The sequence below is a fragment of the Rhizobium sp. YTU87027 genome, from assembly GCF_050644135.1.
Lineage (GTDB): Bacteria > Pseudomonadota > Alphaproteobacteria > Rhizobiales > Rhizobiaceae > Rhizobium.
Window position 1 is genome coordinate 3,686,937 of the sequence record NZ_CP098440.1, and the last position, 18,408, is coordinate 3,705,344.

An 18,408-nucleotide genomic window follows, 5' to 3' on the forward strand; every position below is an offset into this window, starting at 1 on the left:
AGGAAAGCGCGCCTCGAGCGCCCGAAAAACAAAAAGGCCGGAACAAGCCGGCCTTTCGTCATTCGCTTCACTTCGATGCCAGTACATCCGTGGTCAAGGAGGAAGCGAATGTTGCAGCCAGACTGATCGGGAAAGGTTAACGAATGGCTAACCGCAGAGCCGCGATCAAAACGATGGAAGCGGCAACGTTGCTTGCGCGCACAGCTTTCCATCGGCTGCAATATGTTGGTCCCTATGTCGGAACGCCGACCTCGGGTTTCAAGTAGGCGAACGCATGTCTGTGTTTCGAAGCTTTCAAGTGTTCGACGAGAGCGCTTCAGCGACCGCCATTTTGCCTACGCCTGTGCTTGCCGAGGTAGAGGCTTTCATAGGAGAAATGGGAAGGCCCGGCGCTCTGGGAGAGACACCGGGCCTGATCGTGATCGGCACGTTTGAGGGGAGACGGCCGACCTTTAGCGAAACGTGTAGGGCGTGTTTCGCTACGGAACTAATTCACTGCGTCCCTAATGGTTCCCTGCTACCAGAGAGAAACTGAATTCTGACGACAGCCCAGCAACTCGCGCATCTCCGCGAACGGGCCGTGCAGCATCTTCAGGCGGCTCTCTTCCATCTTTGTCAGCCGGTAGCGGCGCGCAAACTCTTGCACGCTCCAGACTTCACGCAGCCTGAATTCTTCGGTGTTACTAAAGTCGATGCTCATGAAATGCCTACCTAATGCGCGTTCTGCGCTAATCTTAGGCGCAATTCGACCTGCTATATGTCAGATTTGTGACAGTCGCAACGAATGGCAGCCATGCCAAAAAAGCGTGGCTTGGAGGGCCAAATGAAACAGAGCCCGGCTAGGCCGGGCTCTGATGCTGTCTTCGGTTCGGAGAATGTGATCAGCGCCAATCGCGGTAGCGATCACGAGCCCACGGCGGCGGACGATCCCATCCGTAGGACCGCTCGTAACGCCAGCCATAGCGTGGCGGGCCGCCCCATCCATAGCGGCGGTCATCGCGCCAGCCGTAACGCGGTGGTGGAGGCCGGTTCCAGTTCGGGCGGCAATTGCCCCACCGCGTCAGGTGGTACCCGCGCCCGCAAGCGTAGTCGACAAGTACCGTATTTGGGGCCGCAATGCCGTTCATCGGCGCGACCGGCATCGCTTCAGCCACGGAAACGCCAAATCCACACATGGCGATCGCGACTGCAATCATTCTCATACGCATCTCTGCACCTCTGTTATGCAAGTCCCTTGCGCGTCGATTAGAGAGCCGGTTCGGTGAATGGGGGCTGAACCAAATTTGACATTATTGGGGCAAACGCGGACCGCTCTAACCACTTCTTAACCACCCCTTAAATCGCCGCATTTAAAGTTCAACCGGGCGAAGAACCGTTTGGCAAAGCACGGTTTCTGCGGCGTCGCCGCGCAAGAAGCGAAGATGGGGTGCACCGGGTACTAGATGGCGGGCAGAGGCAAATCACGCGACAGGATCGAACCTTCTTTCAGCGGTCGCGACGACCGTGACGACGATGACGATTTCTCGCTCGATGCCGATGACCGCGTGGTGCGCGGACGCTCGACTAGGCGCGCAGCGCCGAAATCGTCCCGCGCGCGGCAGCCGGAGCGTCGCAAACGCGACCGCCGCGATCGCGAAGGCGGTGGGCTTTTCGGCCTCATCCGTCGCATCGTCTACTGGTGCATCGTTTTCGGCATTTGGGCTGGGATCGGCGTCGCCGGCCTCGTTATCTACTACGGCTCGCGTATGCCGAGCGCCAGCACCTGGGCCATTCCGGAGCGTCCGCCGAACGTCAAGATCACCGCTGTCGACGGCAGCGTCATCGCCAATCGCGGCACGACGGGCGGCGAGGCCCTCGCGCTCGAAGACATGTCGCCGTACATTCCCGAAGCGATCGTCGCCATCGAAGATCGCCGCTTCTACTCGCATTTCGGCGTCGATCCGCTTGGCCTTGCACGTGCCTTCGTCACCAATCTGACGACCGGGCACATGGTCCAGGGTGGCTCGACGCTGACGCAGCAGCTTGCAAAGAACCTCTTCCTGTCGCCGGACCGCACGCTGGAGCGCAAGGTGCAGGAAGTCCTGCTCGCCCTGTGGCTGGAGCAGAAATACACCAAGGACCAGATCCTTGCGATGTATCTCAATCGCGTGTTTTTCGGCTCGAACGCGTACGGCGTCGAAGCTGCCTCGCGCCGTTACTTCAACAAGTCCGCACGCGATGTGAACCTCGGTGAAGCAGCCCTTCTTGCCGGTCTCGTCAAGGCACCGTCGCGTCTGTCGCCGGCACGCGATCCCGAGGCCGCCAATGCCCGCGCACAGGTGGTGCTGCAGACGATGCGCGAGCAGGGCTATATCACCGATGACGAAGTCAAGACCGCCATGTCGCAGACGCCGGCCAAGGCAAAGCGCTATTGGTCAGGTGCCGGCCACTATGTTGCCGATATGGTGATGGACCAGCTGCCCGCCCTGATTGGCGACGTCAAGGAAGACATTGTCGTCGACACGACGATCGACAAGACCCTGGAAAAGCGCGCGGAGCAGTCGCTGAATGACGTCCTTGGTAAGGATGGCGCCAAGCTCGATGCCTCGCAGGCAGCACTGGTCTCTCTCGATGGGACCGGTGCAATCCGTGCCCTCGTCGGCGGCAGGGACTATGCCGACAGTCAGTTCAACCGCGCCGTCACCGCCAAACGCCAGCCCGGATCGTCCTTCAAGCCGTTCGTCTACGCTGCAGCGCTGGAAAAGGGCCTGACGCCGTTCTCCGTATTCAATGACGCGCCGATTCGCATAGGCGATTGGACGCCCGAGAATTACGAGAAGAAGTATAATGGCGAAGTGACCCTCGCGACGGCGCTTGCAAAGTCGCTGAACACGGTCGCCGCCCAGCTGGTCATGTATGATGGGCCGGATCAGGTCATCAAGTTGGCTCACCGCCTCGGCATCGAATCGGAACTGCAGCCGAATGCGTCGATTGCTTTGGGTACATCGGAAGTGTCGTTAATGGAGCTCACCGGCGCCTACGCCGCCTTCATGAATGGCGGCTACAAGGCGACGCCGCACGTCATCCGTCGCGTGACGACGGCCGACGGCAGCAAGGTGCTCTACGAGAACACCTACGATAATCCGCCTCGCGTCCTGTCGGAAGCGATTGCCGCCAACATGAACACGATGATGATGGGCGTCATCAACCAGGGAACGGGCAAGAGCGCGAAACTTGCCGGCTGGCAGGCAGCTGGCAAGACCGGCACCACCCAAAATTCGCGGGACGCGCTCTTTGTTGGCTTCACCAGCAATCTCACAACTGGCGTCTGGTTCGGCAACGACGATGGCAAGCCGATGAAGAAGGTGACAGGGGGCGGCCTGCCGGCCAAGGCGTGGCAGGAATTCATGGTCGCCGCACACAAGGGACTGTCGCCGGCACCGCTGTTCGGCAACGGGCAGTTCATGGCTGATCCCGCAGCCAATCCCGGTGTTGGCGATCAGCCGATGGCGTCTGTCGAGCCTGGTGCGGCGCCACCGCTTGAAGAGCCGACGACGATCGGCAGCATTCTTTCCGGTGTCTTCGGAGGCGGGGCCGATGTTCGTGAGCGCAATCCGCAGGCGACCGACCGACCGAGACGTCAGCCGATGGCGCCTGCTAATGGCGGTCCGGTGCCTCCCGCCGACGTCGCTCAGGACGGCGATGATGGCTACGGCGATGCGCTGCCGCCTGGTGATATTGGCGAGCCTGAACCGTCGCCGGCAGGCAGGCCGAGACGGACGACATTGCTCGACTTGATCATGGGGCAGTAGCCAAAGCGTTTGGCCGGAAAAATGCCATTTTCCTGCGCCTGTCGAAATTAATCGCTGGGCGCTTGTTTTGCTGGTTTTCTGGCTATTTCTCGCCTTGCAGTCCCGAAAACCGCTCCTTATATACGCGGCATCACCGCAATCACGATTGCGTTAATCTTAAAGACCCATCCCGTAAGGGGCTGTCAGGGAAATGCCTTCTCGGGGTTCCGACAGCTTGCTTCAAGGAGAGAATGACATGGCAAAAGTAATTGGTATCGACCTCGGAACGACAAATTCCTGCGTCGCGGTCATGGACGGCAAAGACGCAAAGGTCATTGAGAATGCGGAAGGCGCGCGCACGACCCCTTCCATGGTGGCATTTTCCGATGACGGCGAGCGCCTCGTCGGTCAGCCGGCCAAGCGCCAGGCTGTCACCAACCCCACGAATACCCTCTTCGCTGTAAAGCGCCTCATCGGCCGCCGCTACGAAGATCCGACCGTTGAGAAGGACAAGAGCCTCGTTCCTTTCCACATCGTCAAGGGTGACAACGGCGACGCCTGGGTCGAGGCCCAGGGCAAGTCCTATTCTCCGGCACAGATCTCCGCGATGATCCTTCAGAAGATGAAGGAAACCGCCGAATCCTATCTCGGTGAAAAGGTCGAAAAGGCCGTCATCACCGTTCCCGCATACTTCAACGACGCACAGCGCCAGGCAACCAAGGATGCCGGCAAGATCGCTGGTCTCGAAGTTCTCCGTATCATCAACGAGCCGACGGCGGCAGCCCTTGCCTACGGTCTCGACAAGAAGGACGGCAAGACCATCGCCGTTTACGACTTGGGTGGCGGTACTTTCGATATCTCGATCCTCGAAATCGGCGACGGCGTCTTCGAAGTGAAGTCCACCAACGGCGATACCTTCCTCGGCGGTGAAGACTTCGACATGCGTCTCGTCGAATACCTCGTTGCCGAGTTCAAGAAGGACAACGGCATCGACCTCAAGGGCGACAAGCTTGCTCTGCAGCGCCTCAAGGAAGCTGCTGAAAAGGCGAAGATTGAACTGTCCTCCGCTCAGCAGACCGAAATCAACCTGCCGTTCATCACGGCCGATGCAACCGGTCCGAAGCACCTGACGCTGAAGCTGACCCGCGCCAAGCTGGAAAGCCTGGTCGACGATCTCGTCCAGCGCACCATCGCGCCGTGCAAGGCAGCCCTCAAGGACGCCGGTGTCACGCCTGCAGAGATCGATGAAGTCGTTCTCGTCGGTGGTATGAGCCGCATGCCGAAGGTGCAGGAAGTCGTCAAGCAGCTGTTCGGCAAGGAGCCGCACAAGGGCGTCAACCCGGATGAAGTCGTCGCTCTCGGCGCCGCCATCCAGGCCGGCGTTCTGCAGGGCGACGTCAAGGACGTTCTGCTTCTCGACGTAACCCCGCTGTCCCTCGGCATCGAAACGCTGGGCGGCGTCTTCACCCGTCTGATCGAGCGCAACACCACGATCCCGACGAAGAAGTCGCAGACCTTCTCGACCGCCGACGACAACCAGCAGGCCGTCACCATCCGCGTTTCGCAGGGCGAGCGCGAAATGGCTGCCGACAACAAGCTGCTCGGCCAGTTCGACCTCGTTGGCCTGCCGCCGGCACCGCGTGGCGTTCCGCAGATCGAAGTGACCTTCGACATCGACGCCAACGGCATCGTGCAGGTTTCGGCCAAGGACAAGGGTACCGGCAAGGAACAGCAGATCCGCATCCAGGCTTCGGGTGGTCTCTCCGACGCCGACATCGAGAAGATGGTCAAGGATGCCGAAGCCAACGCCGAAGCCGACAAGAAGCGCCGCGAAGCCGTGGAAGCCAAGAATCAGGCCGAAAGCCTGATCCACTCCACGGAAAAGTCGCTGAAGGATTACGGCGACAAGGTTTCTGAAGCCGACCGCACCGCGATCTCCGATGCGATCGCCGCTCTGAAATCTGCTGTCGAAGCAACCGAGCCGGATGCTGAAGACATCAAGGCGAAGACCCAGACCCTCATGGAAGTTTCCATGAAGCTCGGTCAGGCGATTTATGAAGCCCAGCAGGCTGAAGCCGGCTCTGCGGACGCTTCGGCAGAAGGCGGTGATGACAATGTCGTCGATGCCGACTACGAAGAAGTCAAGGACGACGACCGCAAGAAGTCCGCGTAAGCGAGACGAAGCGGTCTAGCTTGAAACTGACGTTCCGGCTGCTCACCATGGCAGCCGGAAAACCATTTCCGGGGTCTAATCCTTAATGGCAAAAGCCGATTTTTACGAAACGCTGGGTGTCGCCAAGACGGCGGACGACAAAGAGCTGAAAAGCGCCTTCCGCAAACTCGCCATGAAGTTTCATCCGGACAAGAATCCGGGCGACCATGACGCCGAGCGCAAATTCAAGGAAATCAACGAAGCCTACGAGACGCTCAAGGATCCGCAGAAACGCGCGGCCTATGACCGGTATGGTCACGCAGCCTTCGAACACGGCGGCATGGGCGGTGGCGGCGGCGGTTTCGGCGGCGGCGGCTTCTCCGACATTTTCGAGGATATCTTCGGCGAGATGATGGGCGGCGGTCGTCAGCGGCAGCGCTCGTCCGGCGGACGCGAGCGTGGCGCCGATCTTCGTTACAACATGGAAATTTCGCTGGAGGAATCATTCTCGGGCAAGACGGCACAGATTCGCGTGCCGACATCGATTACCTGCGACGTCTGTTCCGGCTCGGGCGCAAAGCCGGGCACCCAGCCGAAGACCTGCGGCACCTGCCAGGGTTCCGGCCGCGTACGCGCAGCCCAGGGCTTCTTCTCGATCGAGCGGACCTGCCCGACCTGTCACGGTCGCGGCACGATCATTCCCGATCCCTGCACGAAGTGCCATGGCCAGGGCCGCGTCACTGAAGAGCGTTCGCTTTCCGTGAACATTCCGGCCGGCATCGAAGACGGCACCCGCATCCGCCTGCAGGGCGAGGGCGAAGCCGGCATGCGCGGCGGTCCGGCGGGCGATCTCTATATTTTCCTGTCGGTCAAGCCGCATGAATTCTATCAGCGCGATGGCGCCGATCTTTACTGCACCATCCCGATCTCGATGACGACGGCTGCCCTCGGCGGCACCTTTGACGTCGCGACGCTCGACGGCACGAAGTCGCGTGTGACCGTGCCGGAAGGCACCCAGGCCGGCAAGCAGTTCCGTCTGAAGGGCAAGGGTATGCCGGTGCTGCGTTCGCCCCAAACAGGCGACCTCTACATCCAGATCCAGATCGAGACCCCTCAGAAGCTGACGAAGCGCCAGCGCGAGCTACTTCAGGAGTTCGAGCAGCTTTCCTCGAAGGAGAACAATCCGGAATCGACCGGGTTCTTTGCGCGGATGAAGGAATTCTTCGAGAACTGATCGATCAGACACGAAATGCCGCAAAGGCCCGGTTGTTACAACCGGGCCTTTGTTGTTTTTGGTCCCACCAGACTATGCAGGGTTGTTGCGGCGGTGTGACCTTCATAATCAAAATCGCTTTATTATCTTGTATCAACCGAATGATTGGCAGGACATTAAGATAATAAAAGGTTAAATTAGCAGATCTCGCAACATTGCAGCGCCGGGGGACACTTGGAACGCCGTCTCGCAGCCATCCTTGCAGCAGACATCGTCGGCTACAGCCGATTGATGGGCTCAGACGAATCCGGGACGCTGAGTGCGGTGAAAAATTGCCGCACCGAGTTCCTCAATCCAAAGATTGCCCAGCATCGCGGCCGCATCGTCAAGCTCACCGGTGATGGCATGCTGGTCGAATTCTCCAGCATCGTGAATGCCGTCGCTTGTGCCGATGAGATTCAGCGCGAGACGGCTCAGCGAAACCTGTCCGTCCTGGAAGACAAGCGGATCGAATTTCGGATTGGCATCCATCTGGGCGACGTGATCGTCGAGGAGGGTGACATCTTCGGAGATGGCGTGAATGTTGCCGCGCGGCTTGAGACGCTCGCTGAGCCGGGCGGCGTTGCGGTCTCCGCTTCCGTGAGGGACCATGTCGGAACTCGGCTCGACCTTTCCTTCGAGGACAGGGGCGAGCATAGGCTCAAGAACATCAAGGAGCCGGTGAGGGTCTACGCGATTTCGCCACGGCGGGCGCTGCCACTGAAGGTGAACAAGGCCGCTTTGACCGCGGCTAGGGAAAAGCACAAGCAGCTTGTCGCCGTGCTGCCGTTCACCAATATGAGCGGTGACGCTGAGCAGGAGTATTTTTCCGACGGCATCACAGAAGACATCATCACCGACCTCTCGAAGATCTCGAATCTTTACGTCGTCGCGCGTAACACCGCCTTCACTTACAAGGGAAAATCGGTGCAGGTGAAGCAGGTCGCGGCCGAGCTCGGTGTCGACTTTGTTCTCGAGGGAAGCGTCCGCAAGGCGGCGCAGCGCGTGCGCATCACGGGACAGTTGATTGACGCTAGGAATGGCGGGCACCTCTGGGCGGACCGCTTTGATCGCGACCTGACCGACATCTTTGCGATCCAGGACGAGATCACGCACGCGATCGTCGACCAGCTCAAGATCAAGCTCTTGCCCGAGGAGCGGCGGGCAATCGAGGCGGAACCGACAAACAATGTCGAGGCCTACACCTACTATCTGCGCGGCCGGCAGCTTTCCCACACCTGGACAAGGCCTTACCTAGTCTTGGCCCGACGGATGTTTGCAACGGCAGTCGCGCTGGATCCGGAATATGCGCGTGCCTATGCCGGCATGGCCGATTGCGAGTCGGCGCTGCGCGACTGGCATGCGGGAGAGTACACGCTACAGGGAATTCTCAATCTGAGCGCCAAGGCACTTGCGCTCGATCCAAATCTTGCGGAGGCGCATGCCTCGCGGGGGCTGGCGCTGCACCAGGACGGGCGAGACGAGGAGGCGCTTGCCGAGTTCGAAAAGGCGTTGGCGCTGGAGCCCGATCTCTATGAAGCGAATTTCCACTACGGCCGCTTTCTTTTCATGCAGGGCAAGTTCGAGGGCGCGATCACCTTCTTCACAAGGGCAGCCGAGATACGTCCCGACGACTATCTCTCGCCGATCCATTTGATGAGTGCATGTCGATCGCTTGGGTTGGAGGAAGAACGAGCGCATTGGGCGCGCGTGTGCATCGAGCGCGCCGAAGAGGCCTTGGAGCGGCATCCGGAAAACTCGGGGCCGGCTCATCGCGGCGCGCTCGCATTGGCTCACATGGGCGAAGCGGAGCGAGCAAAGGAGTGGGTGAAGCGCGCGCAGACGATCGATCCGGATGATATCGTTGCGCAATACAACGTCGCCTGCGTTTATGCGCTATTGAACGAATGCGACGCCGCGCTCGACTTGTTGGAGGAACTGCTGCCGCAGTCGTCTTGTTATCATATCCTGTGGTTCAAGCACGACTCGGACCTGGATTCGGTGCGCGATCACCCACGGTTCGAGAAAATGCTGGATGCGATCGAGGCGTGTTCGGCCTCGCTGGACTACAGGGTCGCTTCCGAATAGCGCTGGCGCACACCAATTGTTCCATTATGAAACAGGCGGAAATGCACATCTGCCTTGCGTTAACGCAGGCAGTGAATGCCGCTTTGCAAAGACAAACAAAGCAGCCAGTATCCTGTCGGGGATCAACCAAAAATAAGGGCAACTTCCATGACGGCAGCAGCCACTACCTTGTCTTTGCAGTCCGATGACATCGACGTGCTTGCCGGCGCGCTCTACGCTTGGTGTGCCGAGCGCAATATCAAGATGCGCAGCCAACAGGGACTTTCAATTGCAAGCATCGCGATTGATCTCTATCACGCGGGTCATCAAACGCAGGACGATCTGCTCGTCGCGCTTCATGAAAGCGACCTGCACTGACGCGAGAGCCTAGCCTTAGCCTAGCGCCTCGGCGTAGGTTTCACCGGACATGATGGAGAGAATCGTCTTCACGGCCTCCTTGCCTGCCGTGGAGCGAAGCCTGTCGTAGTATATGGCGAGCTCATAGGCTTCTGGGCTGAGGCCTTGCTTTCCCGCGCCATCGTTGGGATTGGCGCCTTCGAACAATTCGGAAATATCCACGCCCAGAAAGACCGCAATCTGGTGCAATTTACTCGCCGAGACGCGGTTGGTGCCTTTTTCGTATTTCTGAATTTGCTGAAAAGTCAGCCCGAGCGCCTCTCCGAGTTCCAGTTGCGATATGCGTCTCTTGGACCTGAGCGCCCGAACGTTTCTGCCAACAATAATATCTACCGGATCTGGCACCTTGCTGTTCCCTTATAAGGCAATTATTTTGGCTAGTACTATGCCCGCGTTTTGCAATATCTCAACCCTTCAGTTGCAAAATTCAACCGGCCTTTTCTGTGGTTTTTCGATCGGCATGCCTAGCCATTCGACGTAGGCATCGACTGCAACGTGCACATTATTTTGGATACCAGTTAGGGGAGGGTGGTCGGTCCGAACCGCACCCTATTTTTACTTATGGGACTCGCCCGCCGTTTTCTCATTCGGCTCGCGGCGGGTAACTTGACCGGAGCTAACGCTAGGCCTATTTTAGAATAATTCTAAAAATGAGGTTGTTATGCTGCGTAGACTCTTTGGATCATCCAAGCGTTCTTTTGACTCTTTGTCCGAGCAGGAAATACTGGCGCTCGCTATCGGTTCCGAAGAGGACGATGCGCGCATTTATCTCGCCTACGCCGACATGCTGCGTGACGATTACCCTGCCTCCGCCAAGGTCTTCGAGGAAATGGCCGAGGTGGAGGACACTCATCGAAAGTCCCTGATCGAAATTTATCGCCAGCGGTTTGGCGAGCGCATTACGCTCATTCGTAGGGAGCATGTTCGCGGATTTTATGAGCGCAAGCCCGACTGGCTGCGGCGCAATCTGTCATTGGATAGAATCCGGGCTGAAGCGGCGGCCATGGAACAGCAGGCCTATCGCTTCTACGTCGAAGCGGCGAGCCGCGTGACCGATGCCAACACCCGGCAGTTGCTCGGAGACTTGGCGCTGGCCGAGCAAGGCCATGAAGAGATCACCCATACGTTGGGCGACAAGCACACGCCCGAGAGTGTGAAGACAGAAGAAGATGTTGCCGCGCGCCGGCAGCTGGTTCTGACCTACGTGCAGCCGGGGCTTGCCGGCTTGATGGATGGCTCGGTATCAACGCTGGCACCGATCTTCGCTGCGGCCTTTGCGACGCAGGATACCTGGCAGACGTTTCTGGTTGGCATGTCGGCCTCCGTCGGCGCCGGCATCTCGATGGGCTTTACCGAAGCTGCCCACGATGACGGCAAGATTTCAGGCCGTGGTTCGCCGATCAAGCGCGGCCTTGCCTGCGGTGTCATGACCGCGCTTGGCGGTCTTGGCCACACCCTGCCGTATCTGATCCCAAACTTCTGGACTGCGACGACGATGGCGGTGATCATCGCGATCTTCGAGCTCTGGGCGATCGCGTTCATTCAGAACAGATTTATGGAAACGCCGTTCTTGCGTGCTGCTTTACAGGTGGTCGTCGGCGGCGGCCTCGTCCTCGGTGCCGGCATCCTGATCGGCAATGGCTGACCTGCGGTTCCTGCGCAGCCAGAGCAATCAACCCAGTCCCAAAACAAAAAGGCCGGCATCTCGCCGGCCTTTTTTGTTCAATCCGATCTCGCCTACTTCAAGGCACCGACAAGGACGTCGCGACCATTCTCGATGGTGACCCAGCGACCGGCATTGGCGCTCGACTGGCGCTTGATGAAGGAATAGGGGGTGTCGAACCACGGCTTGACGTTGGATGCCAGGTTGTCGAGCACGAAGTCGCCGTTGCTGGTGCGCAGCGTCAGGACGGCATGGCCTTCGCCATCAGGCTTGCGAACCACGGTGAGCAGAAGGTTGGCCGGCGAAATTCCGCGCTGGATCAGAATGCGGCGCTTCAGCAGGGCGAAGTCTTCGCAATCGCCAGCCGTCGTCGGATAAGCCCAGACCTCATCCTTGCCGTAGATTTCCTTATCGGTCATCGGCGTGATGCTGTTGTTGACCATGGTGTTGACCGACCGCACCATTCCCCATTTGGCATCCGACATCTCGGCCGGCGAGGTATTGTGGTTCGGGCCGCATTCATCGCGGTGGATCTGGCAGAAGTCATAATGGCCGATCGGCTGGGAAGTCGCTGCGCCGGTAACCATCGAGAGGTTGTTGGTGGAAGCCGGCGTCGCGGCTGTAGCCATAGCAAACACGGCCATCATGGCCACGAGGAAACCCTTGATCCGCACGCCCGCTCTTCCCTTGCATCGCCCATGTATTATTAACAAAAAGTTAACGGACGGAGGCTCGGAGAGTCAATCGTTACTTCTGGGGAGGGGCCTGCTACCCATCAACATGGTTAAAATCCGTTAGGATTTGGCACAGGTGGTACGCTTTCGTTTAGCGTATCAGCCCTTTGACCGCGGCAAGCATGCGCTCGATGTCCTGGGGTCGCGACAGCCGATGGTCGCCGTCGCGTACGAAGGTCAGCACGACGTCGTCGGCGGGTAGATGCTCCACGAGCTTCATCGCATGCTGATGGGGAACATCAGGGTCCTTCATTCCTTGCAGGATATGCACCGGACAGCCGGTCTCGATGATGCCCTTGAGCACGCTGTTGTCGCGCCCATCCTCCATCAGCGCCCGCGTATAGATGTTCGGCTCCGGGCTGTAGGCAGACCGCTCTTCGAAATAACCGCGCTCGGCCAGGGAGGCTTTCTCTTTCTTCGTGAGGTTCGGTTCGATCAGATCGGAGGTGAAGTCGGGAGCCGGCGCAATCAGCACCATGCCTTCCAGCTTTGGCCCATCCGGTCGCTTGGCGAGTTCCTGGGCGAGCCGCAAGGCAATCCATCCGCCCATCGACGAGCCGACGACGAGGATGCGCTCGGGTGCTGTATGGAGGATCACCGCAAGCGCTTCTTCCAGCCAACGCGAGATCGTCCCGTCCTCAAATTTGCCGCCGGATACGCCATGACCGGAATAGTCGAGGCGCAGGCAGGCGAGGCCGTTTTCCGCCGCGAACTTGTCGAGTTCGATCGCCTTGCTGCCGCTCATGTCGGAGCGGTATCCGGATAACCAAACCAGAGTTGGGCCGTTCGTCTGGCTCGATTGGCTTCGCGCGATATAGGCAATCGCGCGCGCGGCCTCGCCCTCACCGACGGTCAGATATTGATGGTCATGGACGAGATTTGCGTCAAACATCGCGGAACTCCAGTTGTTTTGGCCTATAAAACAGATTCTTGACAGGCTGACAGCAGGTGTTTTTTCCGCTAAAGAGTGTTACCGACTCCGGTGCAGCAATGGCGAAACTACGTTTGTGCTTCCATTATTGGGAGTGCCTAGGCTGCAGCGATCCGAAACAACGCGAGGAGAATACGACCATTCGCAGACCCTTTAAAGCCGACGCGCCCGTGAAGGAAGGGCCGCGCTCGAACCGGGAAATTCGCATCCCCCGAGTTCAGCTGATTGATGCTGAAGGACAGAACTTGGGCGTTGTGCCCACCGACCAGGCGTTGAAAATGGCTGAAGAAGCCGGCCTCGACCTGGTGGAAATCTCCCCCAATGCCGAACCGCCTGTGTGCAAGATCCTCGATCTGGGCAAGCTGAAATATGCCAACCAGAAGAAGGCTGCCGAGGCGCGCAAGAAGCAGAAGATTGTCGAAGTCAAAGAAATCAAGATGCGCCCCAATATCGACACTCATGACTATGAGGTGAAGATGAAGGCGATGGGCCGTTTCTTTGAGGACGGTGACAAGGTCAAGGTGACACTGAAGTTCCGCGGCCGCGAAATGGCGCACCAGGAACTTGGTATGAAGCTGCTGCAGCAGGTGAAGGCCGACACGACCGAGTATGCAAAGGTCGAAGCCGAGCCCAAGCTTGAAGGCCGCCAGATGATGATGGTGCTTGCGCCGAAGTGAGGCGCGCCGCCACTCTCGTATCAAAGCCGTCCGCGAGGGCGGCTTTTGTATTTTGGCCTAGAAGATTCATTGGCCGCCCCGTTGCACTTTCATGACGCTGCGGTTATAAGCGCGCGTCCGAACTGACCGGCAGGGCATGCCGTGGCAGTTTCGAATGCTTGCGGAACGGTTCGTCACCGGAGCCGCAGATCAACAACAAACGCTCCCGCACCTTGTTGCGACGGCCGGAAACCGGGCATCGCGAGAAGGCTTCTTTGATGAAGAGCCGGGGGTCCAGAAACGGAGTAGCAAAATGCCCAAGATGAAGACGAAGTCTGCTGCCAAGAAGCGGTTCAAGATCACCGCGACCGGCAAGGTCAAGGCTGCAGCCGCTGGCAAGCGCCATGGCATGATCAAGCGTACCAACAAGTTCATCCGCGATGCACGTGGCACCATGGTTCTCGCAGAACCGGATGGCCGCAAGGTCGTGAAGAACTACCTGCCGAACGGTCTCTAAGACTATTCCGCGAACGCTTTAGATTAAGGAGATCATGAAATGGCACGTGTAAAAAGAGGCGTTACCGCCCACGCCAAGCACAAGAAGGTTCTGAAGGCCGCTAAGGGCTTTTACGGCCGTCGCAAGAACACCATCCGCGCTGCGAAGGCTGCTGTCGATCGTTCCAAGCAGTACGCTTACCGCGACCGCAAGATCAACAAGCGCAACTTCCGCGCCCTCTGGATCCAGCGTATCAACGCTGCCGTCCGCGAATTCGGCCTGACCTACGGCCGCTTCATCGACGGCCTGAACAAGGCTGGCATCGAAGTTGACCGTAAGGTTCTCTCCGACATGGCAATCCATGAGCCGGAAGCATTCGGTGCCCTCGTTGCTGCCTCCAAGAAGGCTCTCGAGTACCTGAAGGACGCCGGTACGAAGAACGAGTTTGAAGCAGCCGTCAACTAAGCCGGCGCTGTCAGAGCTTTTGCTTCGATGATTTGGAACCCGCGCTGGCCAGGCTTGCGCGGGTTCTTTGCATTTGGCGCGATGGCGATTGAGGCGGCATTGCCCGCGATGGGCCGTTCCTCTCTCGACGTCGCGGGCTTTTTGTGGTGTGCCCGGTTGATTGGCCGCGTGCACATGGGTAGTGATCTGCGACGCTTCATCGTGGCGCTTGAGCTATCCGATGCATGTTTTCGTGAATTATCGACAAGACTGACGCCCTGTGAGGCAGGAAAAGATGACCGAACTCGAAACTCTGGAAAAGCAACTTCTGTCTGATGTGGCAGCCGCTGCCGACGAGCCGGCGATCGAAGCCGTGCGTGTTGGCGCACTCGGCAAGAAGGGTTCGGTCTCCGAGCTCCTGAAGACGCTCGGCGCGATGACGCCGGAAGAGCGCCAGACGCGCGGCGCGGCGATCAACGCGCTGAAGAACGCCGTCACCGACGCAATCACCGACCGCAAGGCGGAGCTGAAGAAGGCCGCGATCGACGCGCGCCTGAAGGCCGAAACGGTCGACGTCAGCCTGCCGGTACGCTCTTCGCCCGCCGAGCGCGGCCGCATTCATCCGATCAGCCAGATCATCGACGAGATCACGGCGATCTTCGGTGACATGGGCTTCTCGATCGCCGAAGGTCCCGATGTCGAGACCGACTACTATAACTTCACGGCGCTGAACTTCCCGGAAGGTCACCCGGCTCGCGAGATGCACGACACCTTCTTCTTCAATCCGGATGAGAAGGGTGAGCGCAAGGTTCTGCGCACGCACACCTCGCCGGTGCAGGTGCGCACCATGGAAGCGCAAAAGCCGCCGATCCGTATCATCATCCCCGGCAAGACCTATCGCCAGGACAGTGACGCGACGCACTCGCCAATGTTCCACCAGGTCGAAGGCCTGGTCGTCGACAAGAAGGCAAATGTCGCCAACATCCGCTGGGTGCTTGAAGAGTTCTGCAAGTCCTTCTTCGAGGTCGACAGCGTGACGATGCGTTTCCGCCCGTCCTTCTTCCCGTTCACCGAGCCGTCCTTCGAGGTCGATATCCAGTGCGACCGCTCCGGCCCGATCGTCAAGTTCGGCGAAGGCACCGACTGGATGGAAATCCTCGGCTGCGGCATGGTGCACCCGAACGTGCTGCGATCAGGCGGTCTCGATCCGGACGAATACCAGGGCTTTGCCTGGGGCATGGGCCTCGACCGCATCGCCATGCTGAAATACGGCATGCCTGATCTGCGGGACTTCTTCAACGCCGATGTCCGCTGGATGACCCACTACGGCTTCCGTCCGCTCGACATGCCGACGCTGTTCGGCGGCTTGAGCGCGTAAGGGAGGATAGAGATCATGAAGTTCACACTCTCCTGGCTGAAGGATCACCTCGATACCGACGCCACCCTGGATGAAATCTGCAAGCGCCTGACCGAGATCGGGCTTGAGGTCGAGGACGTCGACGACAAGGCGGCGTTCAAGCCCTTCGTCATCGCCAAGGTCCTCTCGGCCGAAAAGCACCCGCAGGCCGATCGCCTCAAGGTCCTGTCGGTCGATACCGGCAAGGGCGCGCCGGTTCAGGTCGTCTGCGGCGCTCCGAACGCGCGCGCCGGTCTGATCGGCGCCTTCGCGGCCCCCGGCACCTATGTTCCTGGCATCGACGTGACGCTTGCGGTCGGCAACATCCGCGGCGTCGAAAGCCACGGCATGATGTGCTCCGAAAGGGAGCTGCAGATCTCCGACAGCCACGACGGCATCATCGATCTTCCTGACGATGCGCCTGTTGGTCAGAGCTACGCCGCCTACGCGCACCTCGACGATCCGGTCATCGAGATCAACCTGACGCCGAACCGTCCTGATTGCACCTCGATCTACGGTATCGCGCGTGATCTGGCTGCCTCCGGCCTCGGCACGCTGAAGACACGGCCCGCGCCGTCCTTCGCCGTTGAAGGCGAGACGCCCGTCAAGGTGACGCTCGACCTCGATGACGAGAAGCTTTGCCCGGGCTTTGCGCTGCGCCTCGTGCGCGGCGTCAAGAACGGACCGAGCCCGAAGTGGATGCAGCAGCGTCTGCTGGCGATCGGCCTGCGCCCGATCAACGCGCTCGTCGACATCACCAATTACATGACCTTCGACCGGGGTCGCCCGATGCACGTCTTCGACGCCGCCAAGGTCACGGGCAATCTGACCGTCCGCCGCGCCAAGGATGGCGAAACGGTACTGGCGCTCGATCAGCGCGAGTACAAGCTTGGGCCGAACAATGTCGTGATCGCGGACGCCGATGGCATCGAGTCGATCGGCGGTATCATGGGCGGTGAGCATTCCGGCTGCGACGAGAACACGACCGACGTCCTGATCGAGAGTGCTCTGTGGGATCCGATGAACATCGCCAAGTCCGGTCGCGGCCTCGGCATCATCACCGATGCCCGCTACCGCTTCGAGCGCGGCGTCGATCCGGAATACATGGTTCCGGGCATCGAACGCACGACGGAGCTGGTGCTCGAGCTTTGCGGCGGGACGGCGGCCAAGACCGATGTCGTCGGCTACAGGGGCCATGAACCTGACATCGTCGATTTCCCCTATTCGGAGGTGAAACGCCTGACCGGTCTCGACATCTCCACAGAGGAGAGCACCGAGATCCTGACGCGGCTGGGCTTCAAGGTGTTCGGTTCCGGCGAGCGCGTTTCCGTCGCCGTTCCCTCCTGGCGTCCCGATGTCGACGGCAAGGCCGACCTCGTCGAGGAAGTTATGCGCATTCATGGCGTCGACAACATCAAGCCGGCGCCGCTGGAAAGCCATGCAGCGGTCAACGGCAAGATCCTGACGACGCTGCAGATCCGCACCCGCACGGCCAAGCGCGCGCTTGCCTCGCGCGGCATGCTGGAAGCCGTCACCTGGTCATTCATCTCCGAGGATCAGGCAAAGCTCTTCGGCGGCGGCTCGCCGGCTCTCAAGCTTGCCAACCCGATCGCATCAGATATGTCCGACATGCGGCCGTCGCTGCTGCCCGGTCTGCTCAGCGCTGCCCAGCGCAATGCCGACAAGGGTTATGGCGACGTCGCGATCTTCGAAGTCTCCGGCACCTATGAGAACGATCGGCCCGAGGGCCAGCGCCGCGTTGCCGGCGGTGTCCGCCGCGGCACCGCTTCACTTGCCGGCGCAGGCCGCATGTGGCTGAACGCTGCCAAGGGCGGCGGCAAGCCGGTCGACGTCTTCGACGCCAAGGCCGATGCGCTTGCCGTGATCGAGGCTTGCGGACTGCCGATGGGCAACATCCAGATCGAGCAGGGCGGACCGGACTGGTATCACCCGGGCCGTTCCGGCACCATCAAGATGGGTCCGAAAATCGTTCTCGGTTATTTCGGCGAGTTCCATCCCTCGACGCTGGAAGCCCTCGACGTATCAGGCGCGCTCTGCGGCTTCGAGGTCTATATCGACGCGATGGCCGAGCCGAAGAAGAAGGCGACCCGCACTAAGCCGGCGCTCGAGCTTTCGCCCTTCCAAGCCGTCAAGCGCGACTTCGCCTTCGTCGTCGACAAGTCGGTTGAAGCAGGCGCGATCATCAAGGCCGCATCTGGCGTCGACCGCAAGCTCGTCACCGGTGTCAATGTCTTCGACATCTTCGAAGGCCCGTCGCTCGGTGAAGGCAAGAAGTCGGTCGCGATCGAGGTGCAGATCCAGCCAGTCGACCGCACGCTGACCGACGAGGATTTCGAGGCGCTGACTGAGAAGATCGTTGCCAGCGTAATGAAGTTTACCGGCGGCGTCCTCAGAGCCTAAAGCGCATAG

17 protein-coding genes are annotated in these 18,408 nt (G+C 59.7%); 12 read left to right on the forward strand and 5 right to left on the reverse strand.

Going from position 1 to position 18,408, the window contains the following annotated elements:
* Positions 1–143: 143 nt before the first annotated feature.
* Positions 144–266, forward strand: a complete 123-nt coding sequence (locus tag NBG89_RS18185; protein ID WP_431321088.1) for a hypothetical protein — start codon at positions 144–146, stop codon at positions 264–266.
* Between the two features lie 251 nt (positions 267–517).
* Here the strand turns inward: NBG89_RS18185 and NBG89_RS18190 are convergent, their stop codons facing one another.
* Positions 518–700, reverse strand: coding sequence for a hypothetical protein (locus NBG89_RS18190; RefSeq protein WP_088691029.1), 183 nt, complete (start codon positions 698–700; stop codon positions 518–520).
* A 181-nt stretch (positions 701–881) separates the two neighbouring features.
* Entirely contained in the window at positions 882–1,208 is a 327-nt protein-coding gene (locus NBG89_RS18195; RefSeq protein ID WP_431321089.1) for a GCG_CRPN prefix-to-repeats domain-containing protein, read from the reverse strand.
* A 234-nt stretch (positions 1,209–1,442) separates the two neighbouring features.
* On the opposite strand from NBG89_RS18195, the gene NBG89_RS18200 reads away from it, so the two are divergent.
* The 5 genes from NBG89_RS18200 to NBG89_RS18220 all read left to right on the forward strand — a co-directional run bounded on the left by NBG89_RS18200 (position 1,443) and on the right by NBG89_RS18220 (position 9,619).
* A complete protein-coding gene (locus tag NBG89_RS18200) occupies positions 1,443–3,791 on the forward strand; it encodes a PBP1A family penicillin-binding protein (protein ID WP_431321090.1) in 2,349 nt (782 codons plus the stop codon).
* A gap of 235 nt (positions 3,792–4,026) precedes the next feature.
* Entirely contained in the window at positions 4,027–5,943 is a 1,917-nt protein-coding gene (gene dnaK / locus NBG89_RS18205) for a molecular chaperone DnaK (protein WP_431321091.1), read from the forward strand.
* A gap of 85 nt (positions 5,944–6,028) precedes the next feature.
* Positions 6,029–7,156 (forward strand): molecular chaperone DnaJ, encoded by a 1,128-nt coding sequence (gene dnaJ, locus NBG89_RS18210; RefSeq protein ID WP_088691033.1) that lies wholly within the window; start codon positions 6,029–6,031, stop codon positions 7,154–7,156.
* A gap of 270 nt (positions 7,157–7,426) precedes the next feature.
* Positions 7,427–9,262 carry an adenylate/guanylate cyclase domain-containing protein gene (locus NBG89_RS18215; RefSeq protein ID WP_431322734.1) on the forward strand — a complete coding sequence of 612 codons (1,836 nt, stop codon included), beginning with the start codon at positions 7,427–7,429 and terminating at the stop codon, positions 9,260–9,262.
* A gap of 147 nt (positions 9,263–9,409) precedes the next feature.
* Positions 9,410–9,619, forward strand: a complete 210-nt coding sequence (locus NBG89_RS18220; RefSeq protein WP_431321092.1) for a hypothetical protein — start codon at positions 9,410–9,412, stop codon at positions 9,617–9,619.
* A gap of 15 nt (positions 9,620–9,634) precedes the next feature.
* On the opposite strand, the gene NBG89_RS18225 is transcribed toward NBG89_RS18220, so the two are convergent.
* Entirely contained in the window at positions 9,635–10,003 is a 369-nt protein-coding gene (locus NBG89_RS18225; protein ID WP_431321093.1) for a helix-turn-helix domain-containing protein, read from the reverse strand.
* A 316-nt stretch (positions 10,004–10,319) separates the two neighbouring features.
* Here NBG89_RS18225 and mbfA point away from each other — a divergent pair, with 316 nt between their 5' ends.
* A complete protein-coding gene (mbfA, locus tag NBG89_RS18230) occupies positions 10,320–11,303 on the forward strand; it encodes an iron exporter MbfA (protein WP_431321094.1) in 984 nt (327 codons plus the stop codon).
* Positions 11,304–11,395: 92 nt separating this feature from the next.
* On the opposite strand, the gene NBG89_RS18235 is transcribed toward mbfA, so the two are convergent.
* Positions 11,396–11,995, reverse strand: a complete 600-nt coding sequence (locus NBG89_RS18235; RefSeq protein ID WP_431321095.1) for a transglutaminase-like cysteine peptidase — start codon at positions 11,993–11,995, stop codon at positions 11,396–11,398.
* Positions 11,996–12,146: 151 nt separating this feature from the next.
* Positions 12,147–12,947, reverse strand: a complete 801-nt coding sequence (locus tag NBG89_RS18240; protein WP_431321096.1) for an alpha/beta hydrolase — start codon at positions 12,945–12,947, stop codon at positions 12,147–12,149.
* Between the two features lie 179 nt (positions 12,948–13,126).
* Here NBG89_RS18240 and infC point away from each other — a divergent pair, with 179 nt between their 5' ends.
* The 5 genes from infC to pheT all read left to right on the forward strand — a co-directional run bounded on the left by infC (position 13,127) and on the right by pheT (position 18,399).
* Positions 13,127–13,663 carry a translation initiation factor IF-3 gene (gene infC / locus NBG89_RS18245; protein WP_025658610.1) on the forward strand — a complete coding sequence of 179 codons (537 nt, stop codon included), beginning with the start codon at positions 13,127–13,129 and terminating at the stop codon, positions 13,661–13,663.
* 292 nt (positions 13,664–13,955) lie between these two features.
* Positions 13,956–14,159 carry a 50S ribosomal protein L35 gene (gene rpmI, locus NBG89_RS18250; protein WP_007529267.1) on the forward strand — a complete coding sequence of 68 codons (204 nt, stop codon included), beginning with the start codon at positions 13,956–13,958 and terminating at the stop codon, positions 14,157–14,159.
* Between the two features lie 39 nt (positions 14,160–14,198).
* Positions 14,199–14,603, forward strand: a complete 405-nt coding sequence (gene rplT / locus NBG89_RS18255; RefSeq protein WP_007798644.1) for a 50S ribosomal protein L20 — start codon at positions 14,199–14,201, stop codon at positions 14,601–14,603.
* 274 nt (positions 14,604–14,877) lie between these two features.
* Positions 14,878–15,960, forward strand: a complete 1,083-nt coding sequence (gene pheS, locus NBG89_RS18260; RefSeq protein WP_431321097.1) for a phenylalanine--tRNA ligase subunit alpha — start codon at positions 14,878–14,880, stop codon at positions 15,958–15,960.
* Positions 15,961–15,975: 15 nt separating this feature from the next.
* Positions 15,976–18,399 carry a phenylalanine--tRNA ligase subunit beta gene (gene pheT / locus NBG89_RS18265; RefSeq protein ID WP_431321098.1) on the forward strand — a complete coding sequence of 808 codons (2,424 nt, stop codon included), beginning with the start codon at positions 15,976–15,978 and terminating at the stop codon, positions 18,397–18,399.
* Positions 18,400–18,408: the final 9 nt, after the last annotated feature.